Below are 22,959 nucleotides of genomic sequence, written 5' to 3' on the forward strand. Positions count from 1 at the left end.
CGCGGCTGTCGTCTTCTAGCTCAAATCGGGTTGGTTTTGTTTATCTCGTGCGGAGCATTGCGCTTACGCGCCGAGCGACTTCTGCACCTTCGCCGCTACCTCTGCAGGCACCCAGGTCTTCCACATCTCAGGGTGCTGCTTGAGGAACTTGAGCGCTTCGTCCTGGGCATCGACCTTATGCTCGGTCATGTCGAGGATCGTCGTGTTCAGGAAGTCGATGGGGAAGCTCACCTTCGAGAAGAAGGCCATCACGTCGGGCTCAGCCTGATAGAACGGTGTCGAAACGCCGATCTTCAACTGCGAGACCAGATACGACGAGGCGCATTGCTGCGCGCTGTTGGCGTCGCGCAGCGTCTTCCAGCACGCTTCGTTGAACGGTGGCATTTTGAGCTGAACGAACTTGTACTTCGCCATCAGCGCGGCCGGCTCCCAGTAGTAGGTGAGAATCGGCTTGCCGCGCGCGTAGGCCGAGGAGATGGCCGCGTCGAGCGCCGCGCCCGTGCCGGGGCGGAAGTTCGTGTAGGTGTCGTCGAGCTTGAGCAGCTTGAGCAAGCGCGTATTCACGCGCTCGCAGTCCCAGCCCGAGGGGCAGTTGAGGAAGCGGCCGCGATCGGGTTCCTCGTCGTCCACGAAAAGGCCCTTGTATTTGGGCAGGTCGCTCACGGATTGAAGGTCGGGCGCGCTTGCCTTGATACCGCGCTTCGCGTCGCCGTGCACGACGTAGTCCGGTACGTACCAGCCTTCCTTCGTGCCGCCCGGCAGCGTGTCGCCCACGAGCTTGACCGAGCCCGCCTTGACCGCGCCCGCGATGATCTCCGAGCGGCCCGTCCACTGCTCGGCCCAGACCTGCAGGTCGTTGCGCGAGAGCGCCGTTTCGGTGGCCGCCGTGCTGCCGGGCACGGTGTCGGTCTGGCAGCTATAGCCGTTCTTGAGGATGTAGCGCAGCACTTCGCTCGTGAAGTTGCCGCTTTCCCACGTGATGCCCGCGAAGCGCACGGGCTTGCCACTGCTGCACCAGGTGTCCGCGGCGTGCGCCGGCAACGCGGCGAGGGCGAGCGGCGCCGCGAGGCAGGCCGCGCGCAGGAGGGACGTCAAGCTTTTCATTGCATGTCTCCGTTTTATTGAAATGATCAGGAATGCTTTATATGGAGGCTGGCACCTCGTTCATGCCATGGCCCGTTGTGCTTCAGTCGTAACGGCTGTCGTGTGCGCGTGTGGCGGCGAGCATGGCTTCGTCGAGTTCGATGCCAAGGCCCGGCGCATCGCTCAGCTCGATCCAGCCATTCGCGTCGATGTCGATCACGTGCTTGATCGGGAAGTCGCGCCGCGCAGGCGTCCATTCGGGCGGGTCGTACGGAAACTCGACGAACGGCGCTTGCGCCGCTCCCGCCACGACATGGAGGTTCGCTGCGAGGCCAATGCCGTTGCCCCACGTATGCGGCGTGAACACCTTGCCGTGCGCTTCGATTTGCGCCGCGAGCCGTCGCGCGCCTTCCATGCCGAGCGTGCAGACGACATCGGGCTGATAGACATCGAGACAGTCGTGGGCGAGGAGTGCCGCGAATTCGTGCGCGTCGCGCGTCATCTCGCCGCCTGCGATACGTATGCCGAGTCCTTCCGTTCGCATGCGCAACTGCGCGTGGCCCGCGTAGTCGCCGCGATGCAGCGGTTCTTCGACCCAGTACACGCGATACTTTTCGATCTGCCGGATCACGGCGAGCGCTTCGTCGGCGTGCCACGGCGCCTGGGTGTCCCAGGGCATGCGCCAGCCCTGATTGCAATCCACCATGAGTTCGATGGCGTCGCCCGCCGCTTCGCGCACGGCGGCGAGCGCGGCGAGATCGTCGGCGAGGGTCGGTCGGCCAAAGCGCACCTTGAGCGCCGGGAAGCCGCGCGCGACGGCATGCTCGGCCCACTGCGCCATGCCTTCGAGCGAGCGATGCACGCCCGAAGACGCGTACGCCCGCACCCGCTTCGAACGGCCGCCGGCCATTTGCCAACAAGGCTCGCCGCGTATTTTGCCGGCGAGGTCCCAAAGCGCGACGTCGAGCGGCCAAAGGCGGCCTGCATGGAAGCTGAGATTGTCGAGCACCGCCGAGTGCCGCGCCAGATCGAGCGGGTCTGCGCCGATGAAGAGGTCGCGGTAGTCGTCAAAGCCGTACATTGCGTCGCCGGAGCCGATGCCCACGCGGCCTTCGTCGTCTTCCACGCGCACGATCGTCGCCGGGAAGGCGTGTCGCGGGCGGCTGTCCCACGAGGCGGGGAACGGCGGGTCGAGCGGCAGCCGGTGCTGGCTCACGGTGATACGGGCGATGCGGTTCGTCATGGCGCGTGGGGCGCCGCCCGTAAGGGCGCGACATTGCGCAACTTTCGTATGAAGGTACGCATGCGGCGCGCCGTGGGGCGGGCGATTGTCTCCTTGGCCTTGTCAGGCGTTACGGCATCCTAGAGGGTCAATTTCACGCACTCAATGAAGTCAATTGAAGTAAATGACAGCCTTCATTTCCGCGAATTGGGCGCGATAATGACGCAGCCGCCGCGCCGTGCCGCGGCGTGCTTTTCTCCTTCGGGAAAACCATGAATGGCTGGATGCCTACGCTCTCACGCAGCAGCGAACCCAAGTACCGGGCGATCGCCCAGGCCTATGCGCAGGCCATTCACGGCGGCCAGATGCTGCCCGGGGAAAAGCTGCCCGCACACCGGCTGCTCGCGAAGAAGCTCCATGTCACGACCGGCACGGTGAGCCGCGCGTATGCGGAGCTGGAGCGCGGCGGCCTGGTGGTGGCGCGCGTGGGCGACGGCACCTATGTGGCCGAGCCCGACGCCGACGGCGCGCGCATGCAGGACCGTACGCGCCCCGCACCCGAGTCCAGCGAGCGCGCTGCGGCGATCACGCCGGGTGTGCCGGGCGTCTATGCACCGGGGCGCCTGATCGATCTCGGCCAGAACGTGCCGATGCCGACCGACGAAGCCTTCCTGCTGACACAGACCTTGCGCGAACTGGCCGCCGACGAGCGGCTGGCGGGCGAGCTGCTGCTTTACCAGCCCGAAGGCGGCCGCCGCTCGCACCGCGAGGCGGGTGCGCGCTGGCTCGCGCGCATGGGCTGCACGGTGGCCGCGGAGCGCGTGCTGGTCACGCAGGGCGCGCAGCACGGCCTTGCCTGTGTGTTGCGCGCGGTGCTGCGTCCAGGCGACACGATTTTCGCCGAGGCGTTGAGCTATCCTGGCATCGTCGCGCTCGCACGGCAGTTGCGGCTGAATCTCGTCGGCATCGAAATCGACGAGGAAGGCATCGTGCCCGCCGCGCTCGAGCGCGCGTGCGGCCTGCTCGCGCCGCGCGCGCTCTTTTGCGTGCCGACGCTGCACAACCCGACCACGGCGACGCTCTCCGAAGCGCGCCGCGCGATGATCGCCGAGATCGCCGTGCGCCATCACCTCGTTGTGATCGAGGATCTCGTGCCCGCCGCCTTGCTCGATGCGCCGCCCACACCGCTCGCGGCGCGTCTGCCCGAGCATGGCATCGTCATCAGCAGTCTTTCGAAGGCGGTCGCGCCGGGCTTGCGCATTGGCTATGTGCAGGCGCCGCAGGACTGGGTCGGCAAGATCCTCGCGGTGATACGCAGCGATTGCTGGATGACCTCGCCGCTCGCCGCGGAGATTGCGGCGCGCTGGATCGTGGACGGCGAGATCGATCGCCTCGTCGCGCAGCAGCGCGCGCAGGTGGACGCGCGCCACGCGATCGCCGCCGAGGTGCTGGCGGACTGGACGTATCGGACCGATCCGGCAAGCCCGCATCTCTGGCTGCCGCTCGCCGAACCCTGGCGCGCCGCCGAATTCTCGGCGGCGCTGCGTCAGGCCGGCGTGCTCGCGAAAACGGCGGACAGCTTCGTGATCGGGCGCGGATCGGCGCCGCACGCGGTGCGCTTGAGCCTGGGTGGCGCGCGCAGCCACGAGGCGCTGCGCGAGGGGCTGGAGTTGCTGGCGCGCACGTTGCGCAACGGGCCGGAAGGGCTTTATTCGGCGTAACGTCGCGCGGCTTAGCGTTGCGAGCTTTTACTCCGCGATGAACGAGACCGTGCGCTTGCGCCGTTCATCGACCGACAGCGAGAACACATCGGGCCGCGCATAGTGCCCCACGACATCGAAATCGTAGCGGGCGCGCGTGAGTTCATCGGTATCGATCTCCGCGACGATGAGCGCGGTTTCACCACGCAACGGTCCCGCCAGCACGTCGCCGAGCGGCCCGACGATCAAGCTGCCGCCATTGATGAGCGGCCGGTTCTCGTCCCAGCCCGGCACCTCGACGCCGAGTGCCGCAGGCGAGGGCTGCACCTGGCACGCGCTGATCACGAAGCAGCGCCCTTCGTGCGCAATGTGGCGCATGGAGCACTGCCAGATGTCGCGCTCGTCCACGGTGGGCGCGCACCAGATCTGCACGCCCTTCGCGTACATCGCCGTGCGCAACAGCGGCATATGGTTTTCCCAGCAGATCGCGGCGCCCGCCAGGCCGGATTCCGTGCGAACGGTGGGCAGCGTCGAGCCGTCGCCTTGCCCCCAGATGAGCCGCTCGGTGCCGGTGGGCATGAGCTTGCGGTGCTTCGCCGCGAGCCCCTCGTCCGGGTTGAAGAACAGCGCGGTGCAAAAGAGCGTGCTGCCATCGCGCTCGATCACGCCGATCACGAGCGACGCGCCGCAACGCGTCGAAAGCTCGGCGAGCGCTTCGGTTTCCGCGCCGGGCACGTCGATCGCGTTCTCGTAGTAGCGCGCGAATGCCTCGCGGCCTTCGGGCAGGCGGTAGCCGAGGCGCGTGCCGAATATTTCACCCTTCGGATAACCGCCGAGCAACGCCTCGGGCATCACCACGAGCTTCGCGCCCGAAGCACGGATCTGCGCTTCGAACGAGAGAATCTGTTCCAGCGTTTGCGCTTTGCCGGCGGCGGACGAACCGATCTGCAGCGCGGCGACTTTCGACTTGGCCATGACGGCGTGCTCCCAGGGGTTTGGACAGCTCACATCTTTCCACGGCGATAAAATCGCGAGAACGTATATCGATACTATGTGATATGAACCAGTTTGATATCGCAGGCGTGGACCTGAATCTGCTGAAGATCTTCGAGGCGCTGTTCGAGGAGGGCGGGGCGAGCCGCGCCGCGATTCGCCTCGACATGACACAGTCCGCCGTGAGCGCGGCGCTCAGGCGCCTGCGTGTGCTCTATGCGGACACGCTCTTTGTACGTACCGGACGCGGGCTCGCACCGACCTCGCGCGCGCAGGAGCTCAAGCCCGTGATCAGCGAAGCGCTCGACCGTTGCCGCCATAGCCTCGCGATCGCCTCGCCCGGCGCGACCACGTTTCATGGGCGCGCGGTTTCGATCGGGCTCTCCGACGACTTCGAGGTGGCCATTGGCCGGCGCATCATCGAAACGCTGGAAGCGAGCGCGCCAGGCCTGCGCATTATCTTTCGCCAGACGCACAGCCAGATCGTCGCCGACGCGCTCGCGAATCAGGACATGGATCTCGCGGTCGCGGCGGGCGGTTTTGCTTCGCGCGGGCTGAGCCACCGGGTGCTGGGCGAGGGCAGCTATGCGTGCCTCGTGGACGACGCGCCGCGCACGCCACGGCGCTTGACGCTTGGCGACTACGTGTCGAGAGGGCACATTCTGGTGTCGTCGGGCGGCGTGGTCGGGATCGTCGACGAGGGGCTCGCCGCGCGCGGCCTGAAGCGTAATGTGGTGGCCTCTACGACGCATTTCGCCGCGTTGCCTTTCCTGCTCAAGGGCACCCGCAGCGTCGCCACCATTCCGCGCCACGCGGCCGAGGCGATCGCGCGCGTGGCGGGTCTGAAACTGCTTGCGTGTCCGATCGATCTGCCGCGCTATCCGGTGGAACTCGGGTGGCGCAACAGTTCGCTGCGCGACGCCGCCATCGTCAAGGTTCAAGCCGCCATCATTGCGTGCTTTCCGGCTAAACACTGATCGACACCCACGCGGCATTCGCGTTGAATGATCGGGCACGAGATTTGCATCCAACCATTGATTTCCCATACGGCGATAGCAACGATAACGACGATATCGACGGACTCGACAAGGAGATTCTCCGCATGCGCGCAATGCCTTTCCCCGACGGCTACACGATCGAGTCACATTTGCAAGAACCGCGCGACCTGCGCCGAGTGCCTATTCATCCCGATCACTGGTATCCCCTCGCCTGGTCGCGCGAACTCAAGCCTGGCAAGACGCTGGGCACGCATTTCGCAGGCGAGCCCATCGTGCTCTTTCGCACCGCGTCGGGCGCGGTGTACGCGCTCGAAGACCGCTGCGCCCACCGCCAGGTGCCGCTGCATGCGGGCGTGGTGGACGGCGAGTCGCTTCGCTGCGGCTACCACGGCTGGACCTACGATTGTTCGGGGCAATGCGTGGACGTGCCCTACCTCGGCCGCGAGCGCCTGCCCAACGGCGTGCGCGCCTATCCGTGCCGCGAGGCGCACGGCATGATCTTTGTTTTTCCCGGCAACGCCACGCTCGCCGAAGACCGTCCGCTGCCCGTGCTGGATTCGGTCACGGACAAGGCCTACAAGACGCGCCGCTTCGGTCAGGAGGTGAAGTGCCACTACTCGTTCATGCACGAGAATCTGATGGACATGAATCACCAGTTTCTCCACCGCCGCCAGATGGGCCAGATGCGGGCGCGCTCGCTCGGCCGGCGGCGCGGCGAGAACTTCATCGAAGTGGATTACACGTTCGCGCGTATGGCGGGCAAGCAGCCCGCGGGTGAGGCGCTCGTGTTCGGCGCGAGCAAGAACCGCGCGGACCCGGCCGATCAGAGCGTGATGACCATCCGCACGCAATATCCGTATCAAACGCTGAAAATCCGCTCGGGCGACAACTCGCTCCTCATGGACCTGTGGATCATTTATGTTCCGCTCGACGCGCAGCAGCGCACGAACCGGACCTTCGGACTCCTTTCGGTGCGCAGGCCTGCCGTGCCGTTCCTGCTCGACGCGGCGTGGCCGCTGCTGGTGTGGTTCACGGAGCGCATCTTCAAGGAAGATCGCACCATCGTGGAACTCGAACAGGCCGCGCACGACAACCAGGGCGCCGACTGGAATCACGAAGTCTTTCCCGTCATCAACGAATTGCGCGACCTGCTGCGCGAATGCGGCGCGCGCACCGTGATCCCCATTCGCGAGGTTAGCGAAGTCTGACGCGAGCGCGTCAGGCGGTTTTGCTGGCGCGCGGTTTCGCAGGCGCTTTTTTCTTCGCTTTGCCCTGGTTGAATTCGATCGCCGCGCGAATGAGCGCCTTCAGCGCGCGCTTGTCGACCTTGTCACCCTCGAGAAAGTCGATGGCGCGTCGCGCGTTGCCGTCGAGTCCGGCGTTGAAGAGCTTGTTCGGGTCGGCCAGGCTCGCGCCGTACAGGAACGTGAGCTTGACCTTGCCTTTGTGCGCATTGCCCACGGCAATCATGCCGTCCCGATACCACACGGGGCTGCCCATGTATTTCCATTCCTCGACGATCGCCGGGTCGGCTTCGAGAATGGCCTCGCGCATGGCGGTGAAGGTTTCGCGGCGCCAGTCGGTGAGTTCCGCGATTAGCTGGTCAATACGTTCCGATGGGGTCATTCGCGCTCCGTGCCTTGCATGTCTTCCCGTCGCCGGGCGATCAGGATCGTAATGTAGCACTCAGCGCATCAGGCGACGTGCGCAATGACCATGGGAAGCACGAAGGGCAGGACGAGCGCGGAAATCGTGCCGTTCATCGCCATGCCGAGCCCGGCGAACGCACCCGCTTCCTCGCTGATCTGGAACGCGCGGGCCGTGCCGATGCCGTGCGCCGCGACGCCAATGGCGAAACCGCGCGCGTCGTCGCGCCGGATGCCGAGCACGCCGAGGACGAAGGTCCCCATCACGGCGCCGGAAATGCCGGTGGCGATCACGATTGCGGCGGTCAACGCGGGCATGCCGCCCACTTTCGCGGAAATCAGCATTCCAATGGCGGCGGTGACCGACTTAGGGGCGAGCGAGGCGACCGTTGCGGGCTGGCAGCCGAACAGCACGGCGATCGCCACGGCCGAAACGACGGCCACGCAACTGCCGGCGAGCAGGCCGAACACAAGCGGAACGAAAGCTTCGCGCAGTTTGTGTAGTTGACGATGGAGCGGCACAGCGAGCGCCACGATCGCCGGGCCGAGCAGAAAATGAATGAGGCGCGCGTGCTCGAAGTACGCCTGGTAGGGAATGCCAGCTAACTTCAGCAGGCCGGTGAGCAGCAAGACCGCGATCGCGACGGGGTTTGCCAGCGGATTGCGGCGGCAGCGTTGGTGTATCCAGCATGCGAGCAGATAGACGCCAATCGTTGCGGCGATAGCGGGCACATCCGAACTTGTGAGCCACACGCCCATGAAGGCAGGTGCCGTATGTTCTGGCATGGTTGGTCTCCTCGCGCATAACGGGTGCAAATCCGCCGAAGCCGCCTATTGTTCGACCTTCGCGGACCGCATCGATTGTTTCGTTTTCCTTTCGAGTAACGCGCAGGTCACGAGTCCGCCTGCGGCGATCGAAAGCGCGGTGCTCACCACGATGGCAACAGCGATTGCGAATAGTTGACCTTTCAACACGCCGGCGAGCGCGAATACGCCTGTGCCAGCGGGGATGAACAAAAGCGAAAGATGATTCAGCAACCCAAGTGCCGGGCCCTCGATGTGGCGCTCGACCTGAGGCGCCGCTGAAAGCAGACAGAGGAGCAGCACGAGGCCGATGACCGGACCGGGAATGGGCACGCGCACGATCCAGGCGATCCATTCTCCTGCGCCTTGTAGCGTGACGAGCAGCGCGAACGTGCGCACGAATGCCAGGTCCGCCTTGACTGGCGCCGGGGCATCCATTGGGGCATGGGCGGAGGGGCGCATCGGGAAGCTCCGAAGGAACGCATCGAACGCAACGACACGCAGGCAGTATCCGCCCAGCCCGTGTGGACAAACATGGACGGGATCTGAAGAAATCGTTAAGTGTTGGTCGACGCGCCCGTTTCGATCCGGGCGCCGGCGCGCGGAGTAAAAGGGCGCCGAAGGTGCGCCAGATGTCCCGGGACAAATGCGAATAGACGTGCCGCAACCGCCAGCGACCCGGTTCAACAGAGGAGCGCATTTGCGCTCGCTCAGAATCCTGGACTTGTTTTGCAGATTTGTACGCGAACGCGGGATACGCTGGATGCCCGAAAACATGACGGGCAACTTATGACGTGGAACACGCTCGACGTACCGCTCGAAACCGGTTGGCAATGCACGCTTATTCCGGGGACGCAGTATTACGACTTGACGGGTTGGGGGCGCGGCTACCGGAATATGTCGGCCCGTCAGCTTTACCCAAACGCGGAGCGGGAGAACTTCTCCTATTCGTGGAATGCGCGGCCTCTGAGCGAAGTGGACAAGAGCGAGCTGTGGGAAAAGGACCGGCTCAGGCAACTCGCGGACGATACGGCCGCCTTTGCCCGACATTTCCGCCCGAACTGGGACTTGCTTACGATTACGGGTGAAAAGGCGCTGCGCGACGTTCAGGCGTTCCTTCGCGACAGCCTGAAACTGGCGCACTGGAACCTGCCGACTGACAACGCCGGAGTCAGGAAACAGCTATGCGATGCGGTGGTCTCCGGCCAGCTTGTGCCGGTGGTGAATCGCGAATACCGGGGCGTACCGCGCGTTGGACCGCCAGCCCACGCGCCGCAGCATTGGCCCGCAACGGGCGGGGGCGGTGGTTATGGGTACCCGCCAAAGGTCTTAACCGGCAGTGAATTCCAGGCGCTCAAGCGGGCCAATGGCGAGCTGCCCGCACTGGATTCGGTTGCCGGGGGCGTCGTGGGTGCGAGGCTGAGTCCGTTGCCTGACCTGGGCGCCCCGGCCACGGATGGCGATGGTTTTGGCTTGCTCGGCGGCGGTGAATCGGCGGCGGCCGCGTTGCTCGGCAGCGGTGACGCTGATTCAGATTATGGCGGCGCGTTTGATGGCGATCGGTTTAGCGACGATACGGGCAATAGCTCGACACCGCTAGGCGGAGGACAGGCGTTCGGATATAGCGGAGACGACGCTGGAGCATTTGGCGACGACCTGCAAACCGCGTGGCTCCCCTCTACAGGCGGCCCGCCGAATCAATGGGTTGAAAATGCATCAGGTAAGCAACAATGGCGCTTATACGACGGAGACGGTAACGCAGCAGTTGATATTGACTTCGGCCATGACCACGGTTTCGGCATTCCTCATGCCCATAACTGGGATGATGGCGTCAGAGATAACGGCAATGCTTTTTCTCTGCTTCCTTATTGACAGATATAGCTATGGACAAGCTGAAAGAGTTTGAATATTTCCACGACTGGAATCTTGAGGTCATCGCAACTCGCGATCGGCACAAACTTATTGTTGTGCTGGAATGTGGTGGGCAGCGTGCGGCACTTAGCTTCAACAAAACTAGCCGCTGTACCATTGAGCATTTCGGCGTAGCAAACAATATTGTCTTTGAGGTTAAGGTACTTAAATCAGGAGATGCCAATTACGATCTCGCGCTGTCCATGCTCTCGAAAAGCGAGCGTTTTTCGAAAATACCGGGACGCCAAATTGCGATGATCGTCGCGACAGCGGGTGCAGAATTGGCTGTCGAGTTTGATTCAATAGAAATTACGCTAGAATCGCCTAACGTAGGCTGAATTTCTAAGGCCGACTCTTGAGGGTCGGTTTTTTTTTGTGTCTGCCTGGCGTTCCTCAATCGCGCTGCCCCGCCGCACACGCTCCCATCATCGGGCCGCGGGCCTCAAGCAAACGAGTCCTACTGGGTTGCATAGAATATTGGCGGTCACTCTCACATCCATGCCGACACCGACCCACGCGAGACCGCACGGACACGACCGACCGCACGCCGCAGCGCAGACATGGGCGCTCGCGGTGGCTCAACTCGTTTCGTGGGGGACGATCTACTACGCATTCTCGCTTTTCGTCGTGCCCATGGAGAGCGCGATGGGCTGGAGCCGCACGGCGACGAACGCCGCGCTTTCAGTGGGTTTGCTGGTCTCGGGGTTCGCGGCCTACCCGGTCGGCACGCTGATCGACCGCGGCCATGGCCGGCGCGTCATGGTGGGCGGTACGCTGCTCGCTTCGGCGATGCTCGTGGTGTGGTCGCAGGCGCGCAATCTGCCGACGCTCGTCGCCGTGTGGTGCGGGCTGGGCGTAGCGATCGCGGCGACGCTCTACGACCCCGTGTTTGCAGTCGTGACGCGGGACTTCCCGCGCAGTTACGCGAGGAAAATCACGCTCATCACGCTCGTGGCGGGTTTCGCGAGCACCGTGTTCATTCCGCTCACACAAGGCTTGATCGGCGAGTTCGGCTGGCGGGGCGCGTTGCTCGCGCTTGCGCTCGTCAATCTGCTCGTCTGCCTGCCGGTGCACGGATTCGCGATTCATCGCGGCGAGCCGGGTGAGGATACCGCGAGGCAGAAAGCGGCGCGCGAGGTCAGCCGCGCCTCGGCGCGCAACGCCTTGCGCTCGCCCGTATTCTGGGCGCTGGCCGTTTGCTTCACGGCGTACTACTCCACGTTCGTCGCGCTCACGTTCCATCTGATCCCGTTGATGCGCGAGCGTGCCGTTGCGGGCACAACGGTCATTGTGACCATGGCGGCGATCGGGCCGGCACAGGTGCTTGCGCGTGTCGTGTGGTTCGCCGTCGGAAGACGCGCGCCACCGGGGCTCGTCGCCATCGTGGTGACGGCGGCATTTCCGTGCTCCGTCGTGATTCTGATGTGCGCAGGGACGTCGGCTGGGTGGTTGCTGCTATTCGCCATCGTCTACGGCGGCGCCAACGGCATGATGACTATCTTGCGCGGGACGATCGTGCAGGCGCTGCTCTGGACCGAAGGCTACGGCACGGTGAGCGGCCTGCTCTCGATGCCCGCGAACATCGCCAAAGGCATTGCGCCCATCGCGGGCGCGGCGATCTGGGCGATACGCGCTAGCTACGCGCCGGTGGAGTGGGTTGTGCTGATCGTCTCGTTGATATCGATGGCGGCTTGCGTGGTTGCCGTTCGCATGGCTGCGCCCCGCGTCAGCGATACAGAATCTGCCGCTTCAGGTCGCCCGAAATGACGCGCGCGGCCGGGGATAACTGCTGGAGCATTGCCGCGCTGCACACGTTCGTGTGGAAGTTGCGTTCGAGCACGCGATCGATTTCCACCGTCTGTCCGTCGCGGTGATAACGGGCGGTATAGGTTACGTCGCCGCTGCGCGTGTCGACGTCGGGCGGAATCGCGATGATAGTCGCGTCGGCCGGCAACGTTACCCGGTAGTGCTCGTGGAGCGCGGTGCCGCCGCAGGGGCCGTCGAGCGGCTGGCCGGCTTGCCTCAGCACATAGTCGGCAAAGCTTCTGATGGAGCCGTAGTTCGGCATGGTGGGGACGGCGAGCGCGGCGGGGCCCGGCATGATCGCCATATTGTCGATCGTGCTCTTCAGGTCGAAGCGCAGCGCGCCAGGCGCATCGCGCTTCATGGCGGCGACGTGCAGCGTGCCGTTGAGGCCGCTTTGCCGCAGCAGGTCATAGGCGATGCGCCCAGAGGTGTACTGCGCAAGCTGGCGGCCAGGACCGATGCGTGCCTGCCCGCTGAGTGTGATGGAGCCGGTGAGTTCGGCATCGCCGTCGTCGTGCACAGCGATGGCGTAGTCGGTCGCGGAGGTGCTGTTCGTGCCGTTCTGCGGCGGCGTGTGAAGCATCTCGCCGGTCGCTGTGTCGAGTGCCGGCTTGTCGCTCACGGCGAAAGGCAGGATTCCGAACGGTGCGAAGCCGTTGGTGGTATCGGCGAACACGCCGAACTCGGGCAGCCATGTAATGGCGTGGTTGAAGAGGATCCACGCCGGCGCGTTGGGCAGACGGTAGCTGTTGCCGAGGTTCACGAGCACGCTATCGGCATGGATTCCCTTGGCCGCGAGCAGCGCGATGAACAAGGTGACGTGATCCTTGCAGTCGCCATAGCCATTGCGCAGGACGCTGTCCGCGCTGTGGGGCACGACCGGGCCTGTGCCCACCCATGCCAGGAGGTAGCGGATATTGCGGCTGACCCAGTCGTAGATCAGCATGGCCTGCGCTCGCCGGTCGGAGACATTGGCCGTGATCTCGTCGGCGCGGCTCTGGATCGCGGGCGTAACCTGCGCTTGCGGGCGGGCGCCGTGCTCGTAGGCTTGGCCGACTTCGGCGTAATCGGCGAAATTCGTCGCGACGAAATACGGGCCGGCGTCGATCGCGGCGACGGAGTCGCCCTGGGCCGCGAGCGGACCCGAGGGCGGCGTGCGATAGCGATACACGCGAACGCGCCGCGCGCCGTTCACCGTGTCGCCGTCGGCTTGCAGGCCGTGCGCCTCGATGCGCACCGCCATGCCGGCGGGGGTATCGAGTGTCTCCTTCACGTCATCGAAGGCCTCGGTTGGCGGGTAGTCCACGATTTCGGCGAATTTGCCCGGAAACATCGTTTCGCGGTCCTGCAACGTGTAGCGAAGGCGCACGGTGTCGCCTACCGAGGTCGCGGGAAAGGCCACGATCCGCAGGTGCTCCGCGCTGAACAGCGGCGCGCTCACGGTTGCCGGGGCCGGCCGGTCGAATACCGCGCTGCCCAGGTCGGCGCTCACGCGCTGCCCGCCCGGATGCTGGGTCTCGGCCTCGTCGATCGTGAGGGATTGCGTGTCGGCGTTGTAGGGCACCGCGTATTCTGAAAAGCGGCGCAGCGCGGCGTCGCTCGATAGCACGACGCTCACCGTGACCCGTGTGGTGGCGTGGCCAGCATCGTCCACCGAAATGGCGCGCTCGAACTGGCTGACCCGGTATTCGGGAGCGTCGGCAGCCGGGGCGCTGGCCGCATGAGCCTGCGTCAAGCCGGTGAGTGCGACGCCAATGCATTGCATGAGAAGCAGTCGGCTGTGGGTTTTCACGCTAACCCCGTTATCGGTTTATTGGGCTAGCGCAGAGCATAGCAGCACGGTTCTGCCGATGCCGGGTTTCGCAAGCCGCGTGAGCGACGACGAAGCCGCGCAACTGGCGACGTTCGAGCGCAGCGGCGGGGCCGTGCAAGCTTCGCGCGGCCCCTTCAGCGACCTTCAGTGATCGTGCTTCACCTGCGCCATCACTGGCTGGCTCGCTTTGCGGCTCAGCATCAACGTCACCACCGCGGAAAGCGCGAGCGTCGCGCCCACGACGTACAAGCCCGCGGCATAACTCCCCGTCTGAGTTTTCAGCCAGCCGATCGCGACGGGGCCCACGAACCCGCCGAGATTGCCGATCGAATTGATCATGGCGATCCCTGCTGCCGCCCCAGCGCCGGAGAGAAACATGCTCGGCATGGCCCAGAGCGGCGCCTTCGCGGCGCTGATGCCGATATTCACCACCCCGAGCGCCAGCACGATCATCAGCGCGGTGCTGGCCTGCCCCGCGAAGAGGAAGCCCACACAGGCGAGCACACAGGGAATCACGACGTGCCAGGTGCGCTCTGTGGTGCGGTCGGAGTGCCGTGCCCAGAGAATCATGGCGACGACTGCGACGACGCTCGGAATGGCATTGAGCAGTCCGGTCTCAAACGAACTGAAACCATATTGCCGGATGATGAGCGGCGCCCACAGACCCAGCGTGTAAAGGCCCGCCGAGGTGCCGAAGTAGATCAGCGCGAGCGCCAGCACGCGCGGGTCGCGCAGGGCGCTCAGCGCGCCTGCCGTGTGGCCCGTGTGGCTCTCTCGCGCCCGCGCTTCATCGGCGAGCTTTGCCATGAGCCAGTCGCGCTCCTGCGGCTTCAGCCAGCGCGCTTTGGAAGGTGTATCGGTGAGGACCTTCAGGACCACGAAACCCAGCAGCACGGCGGGAACCGCTTCGATCACGTAAAGCAGTTGCCAGTTGGCGAGACCGAACATGCGCGGCAGTTGCATGAGCGCGCCCGAAACGGGGGAGCCGAGCGCCGTGGAGATCGGCGCGGCCGCCATGAACCATGCGGCGGCTGCGGCGCGTTGTTTGATCGGGAACCAGAGGCTGAGATAGAGGATGATGCCGGGGAAAAAGCCCGCTTCCGCCACGCCAAGCAGAAAACGCAGTGTGTAGAAACTCGTAGGCCCGGTCACGAATGCGGAGGCCGCCGAGACAATACCCCACGTGACCATGACGCGCGCGATCCAGATGCGCGCGCCTACGCGGTGCAAAATGAGGTTCGAAGGCACCTCGAACAGAAAGTAGCCGATGAAGAAGAGTCCGCCGCCCAGGCCGAACGCCGCGGGCGAAAGGCCAATCGCCTTATTCATCGTCATTGCCGCGAAGCCTACGTTGACCCGGTCGAGAAAGCTCACGAAATAGAGCAGCATGACGAACGGGATGATGCGCCACATGAGTTTGCGCGTGACAATTACTTCGGTGTCCGAATTCACGTGTCTCCTCCTTGGAGGGTTGACGAGGGCGCGCGTGTATTTATTGTGTCACGCCCCCGTGTCAGCTTGCTTTAGCGGCGCGGTAGCGCTCAGGCAGCGATGGCCGCCTTCTCGACGAGTTCGCACACCGCGGCCGTGACCTGCGCGGTAGTCGCCTTGCCGCCAAGATCGCCGGTGTGCAGCGCGGGGTTGGCCGTCACGGTCTCAATGGCCTGCATCACGTGAGCGGCGGCTTCGGTTTCGCCGAGGTGTTCGAGCAGCATCACGACCGACCAGAACGTGCCGATGGGATTGGCGAGCCCCTTGCCCATGATGTCGAAGGCGGAGCCGTGGATCGGCTCGAACATCGACGGATAACGCCGCTCGGGGTCGATGTTGCCCGTGGGCGCAATGCCGAGACTGCCTGCGAGCGCGGCGGCGAGGTCGCTGAGGATGTCGGCGTGCAGGTTGGTCGCGACGATCGTGTCGAGCGAGGCGGGGCGGTTGACCATGCGCGCCGTGGCGGCGTCCACCAGCTCCTTGTCCCACTTCACGTCCGGGAACTCCTTCGAGACTTGCAGCGCAATCTCGTCCCACATGACCATGGCATGGCGTTGCGCGTTGCTCTTGGTGATGACTGTGAGCAGCTTGCGGGGCCGCGACTGTGCAAGCCGGAACGCAAAGCGCAGGATGCGCTCGACACCGGCGCGCGTGAGGATCGAGACATCGGTTGCGGCTTCGAGCGGATGGCCCTGGTGCACGCGGCCACCCACGCCCGAATATTCGCCTTCCGAGTTCTCGCGCACGATCACCCAGTTCAGGTCTTCGGGGTTGCAGCGCTTCAAAGGCGCGTCGATGCCGGAAAGGATGCGCGTGGGGCGCACGTTGGCGTACTGATCGAAGCCCTGGCAGATCTTCAGACGCAAGCCCCAGAGCGTGATGTGGTCGGGTACGTCGGGGTCGCCCGCGGAGCCGAACAGAATGGCGTCCTTGCTGCGAATGGCGTCGAGGCCATCGGCGGGCATCATCACGCCGTGCTGGCGGTAGTAGTCGGCACCCCAGTCGAAGTTCTCGAACTCGAACGCGAAGCGCTGCGTGGTTTTCGCAAGGGCTTCCAGCACCTCCTTGCCCGCGGGCACGACTTCCTTGCCGATGCCGTCGCCGGGAATGGTTGCGATGCGATAGGTCTTCATGTCTCGTTCCTTTGGAGTGTGGCCAGTGTGAGTTCACTTTACCCAACTTCCGGTTCAAAAACCGGTGCTAGACTCAAAGCATCTTTAACCTGAATTCACAAGTGGCGACCGTGACCGACACCGTTCAACCTGCCGATCTGGGCTTTTTCTCCACGCTCGCCTCCTCGGGCAGCCTGAGCGCCGCCGCGCGCGAACTGGGCCTCACGCCCGCTGCCGTGAGCAAGCGGCTCGCGCAAATGGAGGAGCGCGCCGGGGTGCCGCTCGTGAACCGCACGACCCGCCGCATGATGCTGACGCCCGAAGGCGAGGTGTACCTGGAGCACGCGCGGCGCATTCTCGACGAGATCGACGAACTGGGCGAACTGCTGGGCGGCTCGAAAAAGCACCCTAAGGGGTTGCTGCGCGTGAACGCCACACTGGGCTTTGGGCGCAGCCATATCGGGCCGGCGCTTTCGCGTTTCGTCGTGCAGTATCCGCAGGTTTCCGTGCAGCTTCAGCTGTCGGTCATGCCGCCGCCGCTCACGGAAGATTCATACGATGTCTGCATCCGCTTCGGCGAGCCGCCCGATACGCGCGTGATCGCACGGCGTCTCGCGGCGAACCGGCGTTTGCTCTGCGCTTCGCCCGCCTATCTCGCGAACCGGGGCGCGCCCGCCACGCCGCACGATCTCGCGAAGCACAACTGCATCAGCATTCGCCAGGGCGACGAAGCGTATGGCGTGTGGCGGCTTTCGAGCGAGCGCGGCAACCCGCGTAAATCGGAAGCAATCCGAATCAATGGCAATCTCACGACCAACGACGGCGAGATCGCTGTGAAGTGGGCGCTGGACGGTCACGGCATCCTGATGCGCGCGGAGTGGGATATCAACGAATATCTGGCGGACGGGCGGCTCGTGGTCGTGCTGCCCGAGTACGAAACGCCGGGCGCGGACATCTACGCCGTGTATGCGCAGCGGCATCAGCTTTCCACACGCATTCGGGCGTTTGTCGACTTCCTTGCTATCGAACTGGGGAAGTCGCAGCGATATCCAGTACCCCGAAATGATTGATCCCGCTTCATTTCGCCACCGTCGCAATCACAGCGGCGAGGCGATGCGCAGCCTCTTTCATTTGAGCGCTGCTAAAGCCACCAAAGCCCAGGATCAGCCCCGGGCGCGCGGTGCCCGTGGCGAACATGGGCGACGCCGCGCGCACGGCGACCCACTCGTTCGCTGCGAGCCGCACAACCTGGTGATCGTCCAACCTCGCGGCGAGCCAGAGCACGAGATGCATGCCCTGATCGCCGGGCTCGATCCACGCTAAATCCTGGGGCAAAAGCGCTTCGAGCGTCTCGATCAGGCTGAGCCGCTGCTCCGCATAGACGTTGCGAACCTTGCGGACGTGACGTTCCAGGTGTCCCTCCGTCATGAAGGCGGCGAGAACGTGTTGATCGGCAGTGGGCGGATGACGGTCCACGAGCACGCGCGCGCCGCAGAACGCATCGACGAGATGGGGCGGCACGACGACATAGCCGAGCCGCAGTGACGGAAAGAGGATCTTGCTGAAGGTGCCGAGATACACCACGCGATCCGGCGCCAGCCCCTGCAGCGCGGGAAACGGATAGCCCTCGTAGCGCAACTCGCTGTCGTAGTCATCCTCGACGACCCACGCATGGGCCGAGCGCGCCCACGCGAGCAACGCCGCGCGCCGCGCCATGCTCAGCGGCATGCCGAGCGGATATTGATGCGAAGGCGTGACGAACGCCACGCGGGCCTTTGGCGCCATGCGAATGCCCGCCTCAACGTCGAGACCTTCGGCGTCCACGGGCACGCGGACCATGGCGTCGCGGTAGGGCAGGCTCTCGAGGATGGCGGTGACGCCACGGTAGGCCGGGTTCTCGACCCATGCCTGGTCGCGCGGCCCGAGCAACACCTGGCTTGCGAGGAAGAGCCCCTGCTGGGTGCCGCTGGTCACGATGATCTGATCCGCTTCGCACCGCACGGACCGGGATTTGCGCACATAGTCGGCGATGGCTTCGCGCAGCGCCAGTGCGCCAAGCGGATCGGCATAGCCGGTGGGCGAGGCCGGACCCCGCGCGCGTAAGCGGTTGCCGAGCCGCCGCCAGATATCGCCGGGCGCGGTCATGCCCGTTGGCACCGAAATGGCAAACGGCACCGGAGGAAGCGGCTTGAACTCGCGCCCGATTCTGGCGAACGCTTCGGCGCGTTCCGGCAGTCCGGCTTCCTCCGCCTGCCGTGAAGCCGCGCGGGGCTCGCGCGCGGGCGGCGGCTCGGCCAGCGCGAGCGCCACGCGCGTGCCGGCGCCGGCTTTCGATTCCAGAAAGCCTTCGGCTATCAGTTGTTCGTACGCCTCGACCACGGTGCCGCGCGCGACCTGGAGCGAAGCGGCGAGCGCGCGCGTGGAAGGCAACGCATCGGCGGGTCTCAGGTGCCCTTTGCGCACGGCTTCGCGCAGCGCCTCGGCCACCTGGCGGCTGAGATTGCCGGCCTCACGGTCCAGCGTGCCGAATGATGGCATTTCGACGATCTGCGCTGTTCTCGGCATGATTCTGGTTCACTGGAAATTAAATAAACTGGATCTACAGAATAAACCACTTTTGATGCAGACTCCGGTTGGTGGCAACGCTGGCCACGTCATCCATTCACCTTACGAGCAGGGACACACGCATGTACGTACCAGCCCATTTCGCCGAAAACCGCAAGGACGTCCTGCATGATTGCATTGCCCAACATCCGTTCGGCACGTTGGTCACGCAGGGGAAAAGCGGGCTCGACGCCAATCACATTCCCTTTGAACTTGCGGCGGCCGAAGGCGAACTGGGCGTGTTGCGCGCGCACGTCGCGCGGGCCAATCCGGTTTGGCAGGATGTGGCGAACGACGACGAAGTGCTCGTGATCTTCCGTGCGGGCGACGCGTATATCTCGCCGAACTGGTATCCGAGCAAGCACGAAGCGCACAAGCAGGTGCCGACGTGGAATTACGTGGTCGTTCATGCACATGGCCGCATCAAGATTCTCGATGACGAGCGCTACGTGCGCGGCGTAATCGCCCGCTTGACGCGCACGCACGAAGGCACGCAGCCCAAGCCATGGAAAATGGCCGATGCGCCCAAGGACTACACGGACACGCTCGTCAAGGCGATCGTCGGCGTGGAGATCGAGATCACGCGTCTGGTCGGCAAGAGCAAGCTCAGTCAGAACAAGGAAGAGCGCGATATTCGCGGCGCGGGCGAAGCACTCAAATCGAGCGGCGAGTCGCGCATTGGTGACGCCATGCTTGCCGCTGCCGACGAAAAGGCGCAATAGCGCACAAATGGGGGCCCCGTTATGGCAAACGATCCTCCGCTCGCACCAGGCTTCTCATTCGTCGATTCCGCGAGCACGCCATGGATGCCCTCACGCTTCGCTCACGGCGTGGAGGTGAAGAACCTCGGCAAGGCAGACGGCCGTGCCATGCAACTGGTCCGGTTCGCTGCAGGCGCAACGTTTCCCAGGCACCGCCATGCCGGCCCCGAGTTCATCTACGTGCTCGAAGGCGAGGCCGTGCAAAACGGCCGGCGGCTACCGGCGGGCTACGCGGGCGTCGCCGCACAGGGCACCGTCGACGTGGATTTCCATAGCGATACGGGCTGCGTCTTCCTGCTCGCCTACGACCTGGACCAGGCTTTCGACCAAGGCTGATTGCCGGGCGCTCTGGTGGGCAAACACGGGTAAACCACATTCCAGGCGCTTGAAGAAAATCTTCACAGGCCTATTCAACTAGTATTTAATAAACCGGCGCGGCAGTGAGCGACGGGTCACGCGCGTCGCCGTGACCTGACCCTGACGGTACGAGGCCGGAACGATGAATCCCCACGAATACGAAATCCACGATGCGCGCTTTCGCATGCTGCTGCAGCCCAATGCGCAGTTCGAGAAGCTCGCGGGCGGCTGCATGTGGGCGGAGGGGCCGGTGTGGTTTCCCGCCGGCGACTTTCTCGTCTGGAGCGACATTCCCAACAACCGGATGATGCGCTGGGTGCCCGGCATCGGCACGGGCGTGTTCCGCGCGAATTCGAATTTCAGCAACGGCAACACGCTCGATCGCGAATGCCGGCTGGTGACCTGCGAGCACGGCACGCGCCGTGTCACGCGCACGGAGCACGACGGGCGCATCACCGTGATTGCCGATCGCTTTGAGGGGCATCGGCTGAATTCGCCCAACGACGTGATCGTGCATTCGGACGGCTCGATCTGGTTCACCGACCCCGACTACGGCATTCTCGGCGACTACGAGGGCTATCGCGCGCCGAGCGAGATCGGCGGCTGCCATGTCTATCGCGTGGCGCCCGATACGGGCGTGGTGCAGCGCGTGGCCGACGACTTCACGAAGCCCAACGGCCTCGCATTCTCGCCGGATGAGTCGCGGCTTTACGTAGCCGACTCGGGTGCGTCGCATATCGAGAACGGCCCGCATCACATTCGCGTATTCGACGTGGATGCGCAAGGCGAGTTGCACAACGGCCGGGTGTTCGCGGAGGTGGCGCCGGGCGTGCCCGACGGTATGCGCGTGGACGAGCACGGCAACGTCTGGACGAGCGCGGGAGACGGCATCCACTGCTATGCGCCCGATGCAACATTGCTCGGCAAGATCCTCGTGCCGGAAACGGTCGCGAATCTCGTGTTCGGCGGCCCGAATCGCAATCGCCTGTTCATTGCAGCCAGCACATCGCTGTACGCGCTGTACGTTGGCGTGCGCGGCGCTTCCCAGGGAGACCGGCTATGACACTTCTCGACCCCGCTCAGCTTTCGGCCGCGCTCATTCTCCTCGATCGGCGCGACGACGTCGCCATCGCGCGCGGGCAGTTGATGCCCGGCTCGACACTCTATGGGGGCCACACGGTCGCGGGCATGATTCCGCCTGGCCACAAGGTTGCGCTGCGCGACATCGAGCAAGGCGAACCGGTGCGCCGCTACGGGCAGATCATCGGCTTCGCGAGCCGGCCGATCCGCCGTGGCGAACACGTGCATACCCAAAATCTTTCGATGGGCGATTTCGAGCGCGACTACGCGTTCGGCGTGGACGCGCACGAAACGGCCGCCGCCGCACAACCTGCCACGTTTCTTGGCATCCGGCGCGCGGATGGCCGCGTTGCCACGCGCAATTACATAGGCATCCTGACGTCTGTCAACTGCTCGGCTACGGTTGCGCGCGCGATTGCCGACCACTTCCGCCGCGATATCCACCCCGAAGCGCTTGAAGCATTCCCTAACGTGGATGGCGTGGTGGCGCTCACGCACGGCGAAGGATGTGCGCTCGCGGCGGAGGGCGAGCCCATCACAGTGTTGCGCCGCACGCTCGCGGGCTATGCGCGGCACGTCAACTTCTACGCAGTGCTGATCGTGGGTCTTGGCTGCGAGACAAACCAGATCGATGGTCTCGTGGAAGCCGAGCAACTGGAGCGCGGCGCGCGCCTCTCGACCATGACGATCCAGCAGACGGGCGGCACCGCGCGCACGGTTGCAGCGGGCATCGACCAGGTGCGTGCGCTGCTGGCCGATGCGAATCGCGTGACGCGCGAGCCGGTGGATGCGCGTCACTTGATGGTCGGCTTGCAGTGCGGCGGCTCGGACGGCTACTCCGGCATTTCCGCGAACCCGGCGCTCGGCGCAGCCGTCGACAGGCTGGTCACGCACGGCGGCACGGCAATCCTCTCCGAAACACCCGAAATCTACGGCGCCGAGCATTTGCTCACACGGCGCGCGGCGTCGCGCGAAGTGGGCGAAAAGCTGGTGGCGCGCATCCGCTGGTGGGAAGCGTATTGCGCGCGCATGGAAGCGAACATGAACAACAACCCGTCCGCCGGCAACAAGGCTGGCGGTCTCACGACGATTCTCGAAAAGTCGCTCGGCGCGGTGGCGAAAGGCGGCACGACGCGGCTCGTCGAAACCTACGAGTATGCGCAGCCCGTGCGCGCTCGGGGGCTCGTGTTCATGGATACGCCCGGCTACGACCCTGTGTCCGCCACCGGCCAGGTAGCGGGCGGCGCCAATCTCATCTGCTTCACGACGGGTCGCGGCTCCGCCTACGGCTGCGCGCCTTCGCCGTCGCTCAAGCTCGGCACGAACAGCGCGCTCTGGCGACGCCAGGAAGAGGACATCGACCTGAACTGCGGCCGCATTCTGGATGGCGAGCAAAGCGTGGACGAGACAGGCGCCGCGATCTTCGAACTGATGCTCGCGACGGCCTCCGGGCAACGCACGAAGAGCGAACTGCACGGCTACGGCCAGAACGAATTCGTGCCCTGGCATCTGGGGGCGGTCATGTAGCGCGGGAGCGATTCGGACCGGCGCCGCAACTCGATGGGTAAGCGACGCCAT

General features: G+C 64.7%; 21 protein-coding genes. 11 read left to right on the top strand and 10 right to left on the bottom strand.

The window, feature by feature from the left end; translation table 11 throughout:
• Positions 1–63 precede the first annotated feature (63 nt).
• Both JMY28_RS05340 and JMY28_RS05345 read right to left on the bottom strand, forming a co-directional pair.
• Positions 64–1,104: an ABC transporter substrate-binding protein gene (locus tag JMY28_RS05340; RefSeq protein ID WP_201694855.1), complete on the bottom strand. Its 1,041-nt coding sequence runs from the start codon at positions 1,102–1,104 to the stop codon at positions 64–66.
• 82 nt (positions 1,105–1,186) lie between these two features.
• A complete protein-coding gene (locus JMY28_RS05345; RefSeq protein WP_201694856.1) occupies positions 1,187–2,326 on the bottom strand; it encodes a mandelate racemase/muconate lactonizing enzyme family protein in 1,140 nt (379 codons plus the stop codon).
• Between the two features lie 263 nt (positions 2,327–2,589).
• Between JMY28_RS05345 and ehuR the strand changes: the two genes are divergently transcribed.
• The gene (ehuR, locus tag JMY28_RS05350) at positions 2,590–4,026 is read left to right on the top strand and encodes a MocR-like ectoine utilization transcription factor EhuR (protein WP_236596705.1); all 1,437 of its coding nucleotides are present in this window, start codon (positions 2,590–2,592) and stop codon (positions 4,024–4,026) included.
• A gap of 27 nt (positions 4,027–4,053) precedes the next feature.
• Here ehuR and JMY28_RS05355 read toward each other — a convergent pair whose 3' ends face one another.
• Positions 4,054–4,980 carry a carbon-nitrogen hydrolase family protein gene (locus JMY28_RS05355; RefSeq protein ID WP_201694858.1) on the bottom strand — a complete coding sequence of 309 codons (927 nt, stop codon included), beginning with the start codon at positions 4,978–4,980 and terminating at the stop codon, positions 4,054–4,056.
• Between the two features lie 83 nt (positions 4,981–5,063).
• Here JMY28_RS05355 and JMY28_RS05360 point away from each other — a divergent pair, with 83 nt between their 5' ends.
• Complete coding sequence (locus JMY28_RS05360; RefSeq protein ID WP_201694859.1) at positions 5,064–5,975, top strand: LysR family transcriptional regulator; 912 nt, start codon at positions 5,064–5,066, stop codon at positions 5,973–5,975.
• 125 nt (positions 5,976–6,100) lie between these two features.
• Complete coding sequence (locus tag JMY28_RS05365) at positions 6,101–7,204, top strand: aromatic ring-hydroxylating oxygenase subunit alpha (protein ID WP_201694860.1); 1,104 nt, start codon at positions 6,101–6,103, stop codon at positions 7,202–7,204.
• Between the two features lie 10 nt (positions 7,205–7,214).
• Here the strand turns inward: JMY28_RS05365 and JMY28_RS05370 are convergent, their stop codons facing one another.
• The 3 genes from JMY28_RS05370 to JMY28_RS05380 all read right to left on the bottom strand — a co-directional run bounded on the left by JMY28_RS05370 (position 7,215) and on the right by JMY28_RS05380 (position 8,908).
• On the bottom strand, positions 7,215–7,622 hold the full coding sequence (locus tag JMY28_RS05370; RefSeq protein WP_201694861.1) for a DUF1801 domain-containing protein: 408 nt from the start codon (positions 7,620–7,622) through the stop codon (positions 7,215–7,217).
• 68 nt (positions 7,623–7,690) lie between these two features.
• Positions 7,691–8,428 (bottom strand): LrgB family protein, encoded by a 738-nt coding sequence (locus JMY28_RS05375; RefSeq protein WP_201694862.1) that lies wholly within the window; start codon positions 8,426–8,428, stop codon positions 7,691–7,693.
• Positions 8,429–8,473: 45 nt separating this feature from the next.
• Entirely contained in the window at positions 8,474–8,908 is a 435-nt protein-coding gene (locus JMY28_RS05380; RefSeq protein ID WP_236596706.1) for a CidA/LrgA family protein, read from the bottom strand.
• Between the two features lie 327 nt (positions 8,909–9,235).
• Here JMY28_RS05380 and JMY28_RS05385 point away from each other — a divergent pair, with 327 nt between their 5' ends.
• The 3 genes from JMY28_RS05385 to JMY28_RS05395 all read left to right on the top strand — a co-directional run bounded on the left by JMY28_RS05385 (position 9,236) and on the right by JMY28_RS05395 (position 12,124).
• Positions 9,236–10,318 (top strand): hypothetical protein, encoded by a 1,083-nt coding sequence (locus JMY28_RS05385; RefSeq protein ID WP_201694863.1) that lies wholly within the window; start codon positions 9,236–9,238, stop codon positions 10,316–10,318.
• An 11-nt stretch (positions 10,319–10,329) separates the two neighbouring features.
• A complete protein-coding gene (locus JMY28_RS05390) occupies positions 10,330–10,695 on the top strand; it encodes a hypothetical protein (RefSeq protein WP_201694864.1) in 366 nt (121 codons plus the stop codon).
• Positions 10,696–10,930: 235 nt separating this feature from the next.
• Positions 10,931–12,124, top strand: coding sequence for an MFS transporter (locus tag JMY28_RS05395; RefSeq protein ID WP_328809373.1), 1,194 nt, complete (start codon positions 10,931–10,933; stop codon positions 12,122–12,124).
• On the opposite strand, the gene JMY28_RS05400 is transcribed toward JMY28_RS05395, so the two are convergent.
• The 3 genes from JMY28_RS05400 to JMY28_RS05410 form a co-directional block, all read right to left on the bottom strand.
• Positions 12,084–13,955 (bottom strand): DUF3857 domain-containing transglutaminase family protein, encoded by a 1,872-nt coding sequence (locus JMY28_RS05400; RefSeq protein ID WP_201694866.1) that lies wholly within the window; start codon positions 13,953–13,955, stop codon positions 12,084–12,086. The genes JMY28_RS05395 and JMY28_RS05400 overlap by 41 nt on opposite strands.
• Before the next feature lie 165 nt (positions 13,956–14,120).
• Positions 14,121–15,389: an MFS transporter gene (locus JMY28_RS05405; RefSeq protein WP_407945477.1), complete on the bottom strand. Its 1,269-nt coding sequence runs from the start codon at positions 15,387–15,389 to the stop codon at positions 14,121–14,123.
• Between the two features lie 128 nt (positions 15,390–15,517).
• Positions 15,518–16,600: a tartrate dehydrogenase gene (locus JMY28_RS05410; protein ID WP_201694868.1), complete on the bottom strand. Its 1,083-nt coding sequence runs from the start codon at positions 16,598–16,600 to the stop codon at positions 15,518–15,520.
• 110 nt (positions 16,601–16,710) lie between these two features.
• Between JMY28_RS05410 and JMY28_RS05415 the strand changes: the two genes are divergently transcribed.
• Positions 16,711–17,649, top strand: coding sequence for a LysR family transcriptional regulator (locus tag JMY28_RS05415; protein WP_201694869.1), 939 nt, complete (start codon positions 16,711–16,713; stop codon positions 17,647–17,649).
• A 7-nt stretch (positions 17,650–17,656) separates the two neighbouring features.
• On the opposite strand, the gene pdxR is transcribed toward JMY28_RS05415, so the two are convergent.
• Complete coding sequence (pdxR, locus tag JMY28_RS05420; RefSeq protein ID WP_201694870.1) at positions 17,657–19,144, bottom strand: MocR-like pyridoxine biosynthesis transcription factor PdxR; 1,488 nt, start codon at positions 19,142–19,144, stop codon at positions 17,657–17,659.
• A gap of 122 nt (positions 19,145–19,266) precedes the next feature.
• Here pdxR and JMY28_RS05425 point away from each other — a divergent pair, with 122 nt between their 5' ends.
• The 4 genes from JMY28_RS05425 to JMY28_RS05440 all read left to right on the top strand — a co-directional run bounded on the left by JMY28_RS05425 (position 19,267) and on the right by JMY28_RS05440 (position 22,908).
• On the top strand, positions 19,267–19,905 hold the full coding sequence (locus JMY28_RS05425; RefSeq protein WP_201694871.1) for an FMN-binding negative transcriptional regulator: 639 nt from the start codon (positions 19,267–19,269) through the stop codon (positions 19,903–19,905).
• Between the two features lie 21 nt (positions 19,906–19,926).
• Positions 19,927–20,280 carry a cupin domain-containing protein gene (locus JMY28_RS05430; protein ID WP_201694872.1) on the top strand — a complete coding sequence of 118 codons (354 nt, stop codon included), beginning with the start codon at positions 19,927–19,929 and terminating at the stop codon, positions 20,278–20,280.
• A 163-nt stretch (positions 20,281–20,443) separates the two neighbouring features.
• Positions 20,444–21,364, top strand: a complete 921-nt coding sequence (locus JMY28_RS05435; protein ID WP_201694873.1) for an SMP-30/gluconolactonase/LRE family protein — start codon at positions 20,444–20,446, stop codon at positions 21,362–21,364.
• Positions 21,361–22,908: a UxaA family hydrolase gene (locus JMY28_RS05440; RefSeq protein WP_201694874.1), complete on the top strand. Its 1,548-nt coding sequence runs from the start codon at positions 21,361–21,363 to the stop codon at positions 22,906–22,908. Before JMY28_RS05435 ends, JMY28_RS05440 begins: the two co-directional genes overlap by 4 nt.
• Positions 22,909–22,959 lie beyond the last annotated feature (51 nt).

The sequence above is a fragment of the Paraburkholderia hiiakae genome, assembly GCF_904848665.1.
Classification (GTDB): Bacteria; Pseudomonadota; Gammaproteobacteria; order Burkholderiales; family Burkholderiaceae; genus Paraburkholderia; species Paraburkholderia hiiakae.

Excerpts from the sequence above, each read along its gene's own strand:
- JMY28_RS05340 (WP_201694855.1), bottom strand. The coding sequence starts at position 1,104 with ATGAAAAGCTTGACGTCCCTCCTGCGCGCGGCCTGCCTCGCGGCGCCG.
- JMY28_RS05345 (WP_201694856.1), bottom strand. The coding sequence starts at position 2,326 with ATGACGAACCGCATCGCCCGTATCACCGTGAGCCAGCACCGGCTGCCG.
- ehuR (WP_236596705.1), top strand. The coding sequence starts at position 2,590 with ATGCCTACGCTCTCACGCAGCAGCGAACCCAAGTACCGGGCGATCGCC.
- JMY28_RS05355 (WP_201694858.1), bottom strand. The coding sequence starts at position 4,980 with ATGGCCAAGTCGAAAGTCGCCGCGCTGCAGATCGGTTCGTCCGCCGCC.
- JMY28_RS05360 (WP_201694859.1), top strand. The coding sequence starts at position 5,064 with ATGAACCAGTTTGATATCGCAGGCGTGGACCTGAATCTGCTGAAGATC.
- JMY28_RS05365 (WP_201694860.1), top strand. The coding sequence starts at position 6,101 with ATGCGCGCAATGCCTTTCCCCGACGGCTACACGATCGAGTCACATTTG.
- JMY28_RS05370 (WP_201694861.1), bottom strand. The coding sequence starts at position 7,622 with ATGACCCCATCGGAACGTATTGACCAGCTAATCGCGGAACTCACCGAC.
- JMY28_RS05375 (WP_201694862.1), bottom strand. The coding sequence starts at position 8,428 with ATGCCAGAACATACGGCACCTGCCTTCATGGGCGTGTGGCTCACAAGT.
- JMY28_RS05380 (WP_236596706.1), bottom strand. The coding sequence starts at position 8,908 with ATGCGCCCCTCCGCCCATGCCCCAATGGATGCCCCGGCGCCAGTCAAG.
- JMY28_RS05385 (WP_201694863.1), top strand. The coding sequence starts at position 9,236 with ATGACGTGGAACACGCTCGACGTACCGCTCGAAACCGGTTGGCAATGC.
- JMY28_RS05390 (WP_201694864.1), top strand. The coding sequence starts at position 10,330 with ATGGACAAGCTGAAAGAGTTTGAATATTTCCACGACTGGAATCTTGAG.
- JMY28_RS05405 (WP_407945477.1), bottom strand. The coding sequence starts at position 15,389 with ATGTGGCGCATCATCCCGTTCGTCATGCTGCTCTATTTCGTGAGCTTT.
- JMY28_RS05410 (WP_201694868.1), bottom strand. The coding sequence starts at position 16,600 with ATGAAGACCTATCGCATCGCAACCATTCCCGGCGACGGCATCGGCAAG.
- pdxR (WP_201694870.1), bottom strand. The coding sequence starts at position 19,144 with ATGCCGAGAACAGCGCAGATCGTCGAAATGCCATCATTCGGCACGCTG.
- JMY28_RS05425 (WP_201694871.1), top strand. The coding sequence starts at position 19,267 with ATGTACGTACCAGCCCATTTCGCCGAAAACCGCAAGGACGTCCTGCAT.
- JMY28_RS05430 (WP_201694872.1), top strand. The coding sequence starts at position 19,927 with ATGGCAAACGATCCTCCGCTCGCACCAGGCTTCTCATTCGTCGATTCC.
- JMY28_RS05435 (WP_201694873.1), top strand. The coding sequence starts at position 20,444 with ATGAATCCCCACGAATACGAAATCCACGATGCGCGCTTTCGCATGCTG.
- JMY28_RS05440 (WP_201694874.1), top strand. The coding sequence starts at position 21,361 with ATGACACTTCTCGACCCCGCTCAGCTTTCGGCCGCGCTCATTCTCCTC.